The 5,032-nt window shown below is 62.7% G+C and carries 5 protein-coding genes and 1 pseudogene; 2 read left to right on the forward strand and 4 right to left on the reverse strand.

Annotation, left to right across the window (positions count from 1 at the left end; translation table 11 throughout):
• Positions 1 to 95: 95 nt before the first annotated feature.
• A complete protein-coding gene (locus FEM54_RS24270; protein ID WP_138453423.1) occupies positions 96 to 1,094 on the reverse strand; it encodes a quinone oxidoreductase family protein in 999 nt (332 codons plus the stop codon).
• A 102-nt stretch (positions 1,095 to 1,196) separates the two neighbouring features.
• Here FEM54_RS24270 and FEM54_RS24275 point away from each other — a divergent pair, with 102 nt between their 5' ends.
• Complete coding sequence (locus FEM54_RS24275) at positions 1,197 to 2,060, forward strand: LysR family transcriptional regulator (protein ID WP_138453424.1); 864 nt, start codon at positions 1,197 to 1,199, stop codon at positions 2,058 to 2,060.
• Between the two features lies 1 nt (position 2,061).
• Here the strand turns inward: FEM54_RS24275 and FEM54_RS24280 are convergent, their stop codons facing one another.
• Entirely contained in the window at positions 2,062 to 3,018 is a 957-nt protein-coding gene (locus FEM54_RS24280; protein WP_017137745.1) for a GlxA family transcriptional regulator, read from the reverse strand.
• Positions 3,019 to 3,124: 106 nt separating this feature from the next.
• On the opposite strand from FEM54_RS24280, the gene FEM54_RS24285 reads away from it, so the two are divergent.
• On the forward strand, positions 3,125 to 3,667 hold the full coding sequence (locus FEM54_RS24285) for an acyl-CoA thioesterase (RefSeq protein ID WP_099547759.1): 543 nt from the start codon (positions 3,125 to 3,127) through the stop codon (positions 3,665 to 3,667).
• A gap of 352 nt (positions 3,668 to 4,019) precedes the next feature.
• Here FEM54_RS24285 and FEM54_RS24295 read toward each other — a convergent pair whose 3' ends face one another.
• Both FEM54_RS24295 and FEM54_RS24300 read right to left on the reverse strand, forming a co-directional pair.
• Positions 4,020 to 4,808: an ABC transporter ATP-binding protein gene (locus FEM54_RS24295; RefSeq protein ID WP_138453426.1), complete on the reverse strand. Its 789-nt coding sequence runs from the start codon at positions 4,806 to 4,808 to the stop codon at positions 4,020 to 4,022.
• A pseudogene (locus FEM54_RS24300) lies at positions 4,802 to 5,032 on the reverse strand (ABC transporter permease); the annotation flags it as partial. The pseudogene FEM54_RS24300 and the gene FEM54_RS24295, both read right to left, overlap by 7 nt.

Genomic DNA, 5,032 nt, shown 5'->3' on the forward strand with positions numbered 1-5,032 from the left:
CTGCGCGCCCCAACGCAGGGCAAGCCTGCTCGCCACAACAAGCCTGCTCGCCACAACAAGCTTGCTAGCCACAACAAGCCTACTCACCCCACCAATCAGCGCAGGTCGCGGTCCACCCACAACACCGCCTTGCCGATCTGCTGGCGCGCCTCGATGCGCGCGTGTACCTGTTGCACCGTCTCCAGGCTGTAATGGCCCTCGATCTCCACGCTCAACGACCCTTCCAGCATCGCCGCGAACACCGCATTGGCACGCCGCTGCACGGTCGCCCCGTCGGCCATGTGGTCCGCCAGGCGTGGTCGGGTCAAAAACAGCGAGCCCGCCTCGCCCAATTCAATCGGGTCCAAATCGCTCAGTGAGCCCGACACGTTGCCATAATTGACGATCAAACCCCGCGAGCGGCAAGCGCGGAAACTCTCGCGCAAGGTGGTTTTGCCGAGCGAATCAAACACCACATCCACTCCGCGCCCATCGGTGGCTTGCAGCACCTGATCGGCAAAGCCGTCATAGGTCCAGGCCTGATGGGCGCCACGTTGCCGGGCAATCGCGCATTTTTCGGCACTGCTGCCGGTGGTGAACACCGTCGCGCCCAACTGCCGTGCCATCTGCACAAGCAACTGGCCGATGCTGCCGGACGCCGCGTGAATCAGGCAGCTGCTGCCGGCCTGCAAGCGCGCCACGTCCTCAACCAGGTAGTGCGCGGTGCAGCCCTGAAACATCGCCGCAGCCGCTTGATCGAAGGGGATGGCGCTGGGAATCTGCGCGACTTTGTCGGCAGGCACGTTGGCGTATTCGGCATAGGCGCCCCAGGCAATGCACCAGGCCACCCGGTCGCCCACGGCCAGGTGGCTCACGCCCGGGCCAACCTCAACCACCACGCCGGCGCCCTCCATGCCCAGGGTGCAAGGCAAGCGCACCGGGTAAGTCACCGACGCCGCGTATTTGCCCTGGCGGGTATGAATATCCATGAAATTAATCCCGGCGCAGGCCACCTTGACCAGCACATGCCCGGCCGTGACCTGGGGTTTGGCCACATCATGGCGCAGTTGGGCGACATCGGGACCGCCGTAGGCTTGCAGGGTAATGGCTTTCATCAGGGAACAACTCCGTTTGCACTGGGAAGCGGCCATGGTAAAAGGGATTATTCGGTTGCAATATTCCCCAATCCCTCCCAGCCTCTGTGCGGAAATAACCCGATGTTCGATTGGCAGGACCTCTACTACTTCACCGTGCTGGCCCGCACCCAGTCATTGTCGGCCGCCGCCCGCGAGCTGCAGGTGGAGCACGCCACCGTCGGGCGCCGGGTCGATGCACTGGAAAAAGCCCTGGGCGTAAAGCTGGTGGACCGCCTGCCCCGCAGCCGCCCGCTCACGGCGCAAGGCCTGGCCTTGGCGCAAGTGGCGGCGGGCATGGGCGATATGGCCACGCAGGTGATGCGCTTGTCGCGTGTGGCCTCCATTGAACTGGCCGGCACTGTGCGCGTCAGTTGCCCGCCGTCCATCGCCAACCACTGCATTGCACCTCAGCTTGCGCGTTTACGCGCCCACTACCCGCAGCTGAATCTGGTGCTGATGCCGTCCACTCAACTGGCCGCGCTGGACAAGGGCGAAGCCGACATCGCCTTGCGCACCCTGCGCCCCGACGAAGCAGCCCTGGTGCGGCGCAAAGTCGGCGTGGTGCGCTTCGGCTTGTACGCCGCACCTGCGCTCGAACACTTGCCGGCAGCGCAATGGACCTTCATCGCCTACGACGCCAGCCGCGACCACCTGCCCCAGCAAGCCTGGCTGCACCAACTGCGCGGCCCTCGCCCTATCGTATTTGCCGCCAGCGAGTTGATCACCCAGCAGATGGCCGCGCGCGCGCAGGTCGGCGCGGTAGTGCTGCCGACCCTGGTGGGCGACCACGACCCGCTGTTGACCCGGTTGCCCACGCCCAGCGACGGCCCGGTGCGTGATATCTGGCTGACGGTCTACCCGGATATGCGCCGCTCACCGTCGGTGAAAGTGGTGATGGAGTTTCTGGTGGAATGTATTGAAGCGCAGGCGCAGCTACGTCGCTGATTCAGGCCGTGGCGAGGAATTTCTTGCGATACGCCGCCGGCAGCATCCCCACGCGCTGCTGGAACAGGCGGCGAAACGAATTACTGTCTTCATACCCCACCGCGTAGGTGATGCTTTCGAGGGTCATGCGCGTGGACTCCAGCATCTGCTTGGCCCGCTCCAGGCGCAGGGTTTGCACATAACCCACGGGCGTATAGCCGGTCGCCTCCTTGAAACGCCGCTTGAAATTGCGCACACCAAAACCAAAGCGCCGCGCCACGTCGTCAATTACCAACGCCTGGGCAAAGTGCTGCTCCAGCCAATGCTGCACCCGCAGGATCTCGCCGTCGCCGTGGTTCTTGGGCAACGACCACAGGGCGTACACCGACTGCTCGGTACGCACGCCGTCGATCAACAGGTATTTGCCACAGGTATGCGCAAGCTCTGGTGAACCGAAGCGGCGGATCAGGTGCAGCATCAGGTCCATCGCCGCGCTGGCGCCACCGCTGGTGATTACACGGTTTTCTTCACACAGGATCTGCGCGTCCTCCAGGGTCACGTCGGGGTAACGGCGCCGGAACAGCTCGGCAAACGCCCAGTGGGTGGTAGCGCGCAAGCCTTGCAACAGGCCGCTTTCGGCCAGCAAAAAAGCTGCGGTGCACATCGATGCCAGCACCGCGCCCTGGGCATATTGCTCACGCAGCCACGGGCCGTAGGCAGGAAAAGTGGGCAAGGCCTGCTTGAGGGTAAACAGGAAACCGGGGATCAGGATCAGGTCGGTGCGGCGCACCTGCGCCGCCGCGCACGCCACCTGCATGCACTGCCCGCTCCACGTGGTGACGGGCTGGCCGTCCAGGGAGACAACCACGACCTCAAAGGGTGGGCTGTCGGCAAACAGATTGGCGGCGCTGAGCATTTCCAGGACCAGGGTGGCGTTGGCGGCAGAACAATCATCGGCCAGGAGCAAGGTAATGTGCATAAAAAGCCTGTTTGCGTTTTTCGCATGTAATAAGTCATTTGCGCACCTACCTTAGCCGATTCCGGCTGCGTACAGTGCGGCTTCTGATCAACTGCCTGGCACGTTTATGAATCTCTGGTTTCGATTGCTGTTCATGTTGTTCCGTCGTCCCTGGCGCAAGCCCGTGCAGGGTTTGGACACCACTGTAGTGCGCATGCGTGTGTGGCCGCTGGACCTGGATATCAACCGGCACGTCACCAATGGCCGGTATTTCACCCTGGCAGATGTTGCGCGGATGGATTTTGTGCTGCGTACCGGCGCTTTTCGCGTGGCCCTGCGCAACAAGGCGTTGCCGATTGTGGGCGACACCTGGGGCAAGTTCCGCCGCGAGCTGAAGCTCTTTGAAGTGTTCGAGGTACACACGCGCATGCTCGGCTGGGACCACAAATGGAGCCTGATGGAGCATCGTTTTATCAGCAAGGGCCGAGTGGTGGGCGTGGTGGTGATGCGCGGCCTGTTCCGCTCCGCCAAGGGCACCCTGCCCCCGGCCGACTTTGTGCGCGAACTCGGCTTGGCCGAAGCGTCACCGCCCATGCCGCAGTGGCTGAGTGACTGGGCAAACAGTTGTGATGAGATGAGCGTGCAGTTGCGGGCGCAGGAGCAGGTTTGAGCGCACCTAGGCCTTGGATACGAGTTTCTTCAGGTTGGCTTCGGCGTCATCCCTGGCCAGGTGGAGTATCGACGAAATTCATCCCAGTGCAAGTACCGACTTTTGCCGTCGACCGCTTTGCAGAGGCCCGCCAGCTCGATAACTTCCAAGCCGTATTGCTTTAGCAAATCTGCGAAATCGGTTGGCTTATGGGTTCTCGCCATCGCTGAAACTCAATTTTCGAAAACTGAGTTGTTCCTTGCGCATGGGGTTGGCGGTGTCAAGGGCTATGCAGTCAGACTGTGGGGTTGCGGGACGCGGAGCGTCCCAAGCGGCATTCCCACGCAGAGCGTGGGAACGATCAGACCAACAACTACCAGCTCTCCCCCAACCCCAACAACCCCAGAATCTGCCGGCGTAAATCCACCAGATAGGCATCATCGCGATGCCGAGGATAGGGCCGGTCGATGGTCAACTGCGCCTGGATCTTCGCCGGGCGGTCGCTGAACACGATCACGCGGTTGGCCAGCAGCAAAGCTTCTTCCACGTCGTGGGTCACCAGCAACGCCGTGTAGCCCTGGCGCTGCCACAGGTCGATAAGCTCCTTTTGCAGGGTGATGCGCGTCAGCGAGTCCAGCTTGCCCAGGGGTTCATCCAGAATCAGCAGCCGTGGCTGGTTGACCAGCGCACGGGCCAACGCCACGCGCTGGGCCATGCCGCCGGAAAGTTGTCGAGGGTAGGCGTGCGCGAAGGCGCTGAGGCCGACTTTTTCCAGGGCTTGGTCGACCTTGGCCGAATGGGTCTTGAGCAAGCCTTGAGCCTCCAGGCCCAGTGCGACGTTGTCCCACACGCGGCGCCACGGGTACAGGGTCGGGTCCTGGAACACCACCACGCGGCTCGGGTCGGGGCCGGTGATGGCGTGCCCATCGGCCAGCAAACGCCCGGAGTCAGCCGGTTCCAACCCGGCCACCAGGCGCAGCAAAGTGGATTTGCCGCACCCCGAAGGCCCGAGCAACGCCACGAATTCTCCGGGCGCCACCTCCAGGGAAACCCGCTCCAATACCGGCAAATGCTGCCCGTCCAGTGCAAAGCCATGGCTGAGGTTTTCAATCCGCAGCGCCAGCCCGGGCGCGGGTTGGATTGCTTGTGCCATCGCTACCATTTCATCGCTCCTTTCTGCCAGGCCAACAAGCGGTCACGCACCAGGAACAACCCGGTGATCAACCCCGAACAGGCCAGGGCCATGATCAATAATGCCGCGTACATGTTCGCGTAGGCGGCCCAGCCCTGAGCCCATTGCAAGTACCAGCCGATGCCGGATTTAACCCCCATCATTTCCGCCACCACCAAGGTCGAAAACGAGGCGCCCAAGCCCATGAACAAGCC

The organism is Pseudomonas edaphica, assembly GCF_005863185.1.
In the GTDB taxonomy this organism is placed as follows: domain Bacteria; phylum Pseudomonadota; class Gammaproteobacteria; order Pseudomonadales; family Pseudomonadaceae; genus Aquipseudomonas; species Aquipseudomonas edaphica.

Excerpts from the sequence above, each read along its gene's own strand:
- FEM54_RS24275 (WP_138453424.1), top strand. The coding sequence starts at position 1,197 with ATGTTCGATTGGCAGGACCTCTACTACTTCACCGTGCTGGCCCGCACC.
- FEM54_RS24270 (WP_138453423.1), bottom strand. The coding sequence starts at position 1,094 with ATGAAAGCCATTACCCTGCAAGCCTACGGCGGTCCCGATGTCGCCCAA.
- FEM54_RS24295 (WP_138453426.1), bottom strand. The coding sequence starts at position 4,808 with ATGGTAGCGATGGCACAAGCAATCCAACCCGCGCCCGGGCTGGCGCTG.
- FEM54_RS24285 (WP_099547759.1), top strand. The coding sequence starts at position 3,125 with ATGAATCTCTGGTTTCGATTGCTGTTCATGTTGTTCCGTCGTCCCTGG.
- FEM54_RS24280 (WP_017137745.1), bottom strand. The coding sequence starts at position 3,018 with ATGCACATTACCTTGCTCCTGGCCGATGATTGTTCTGCCGCCAACGCC.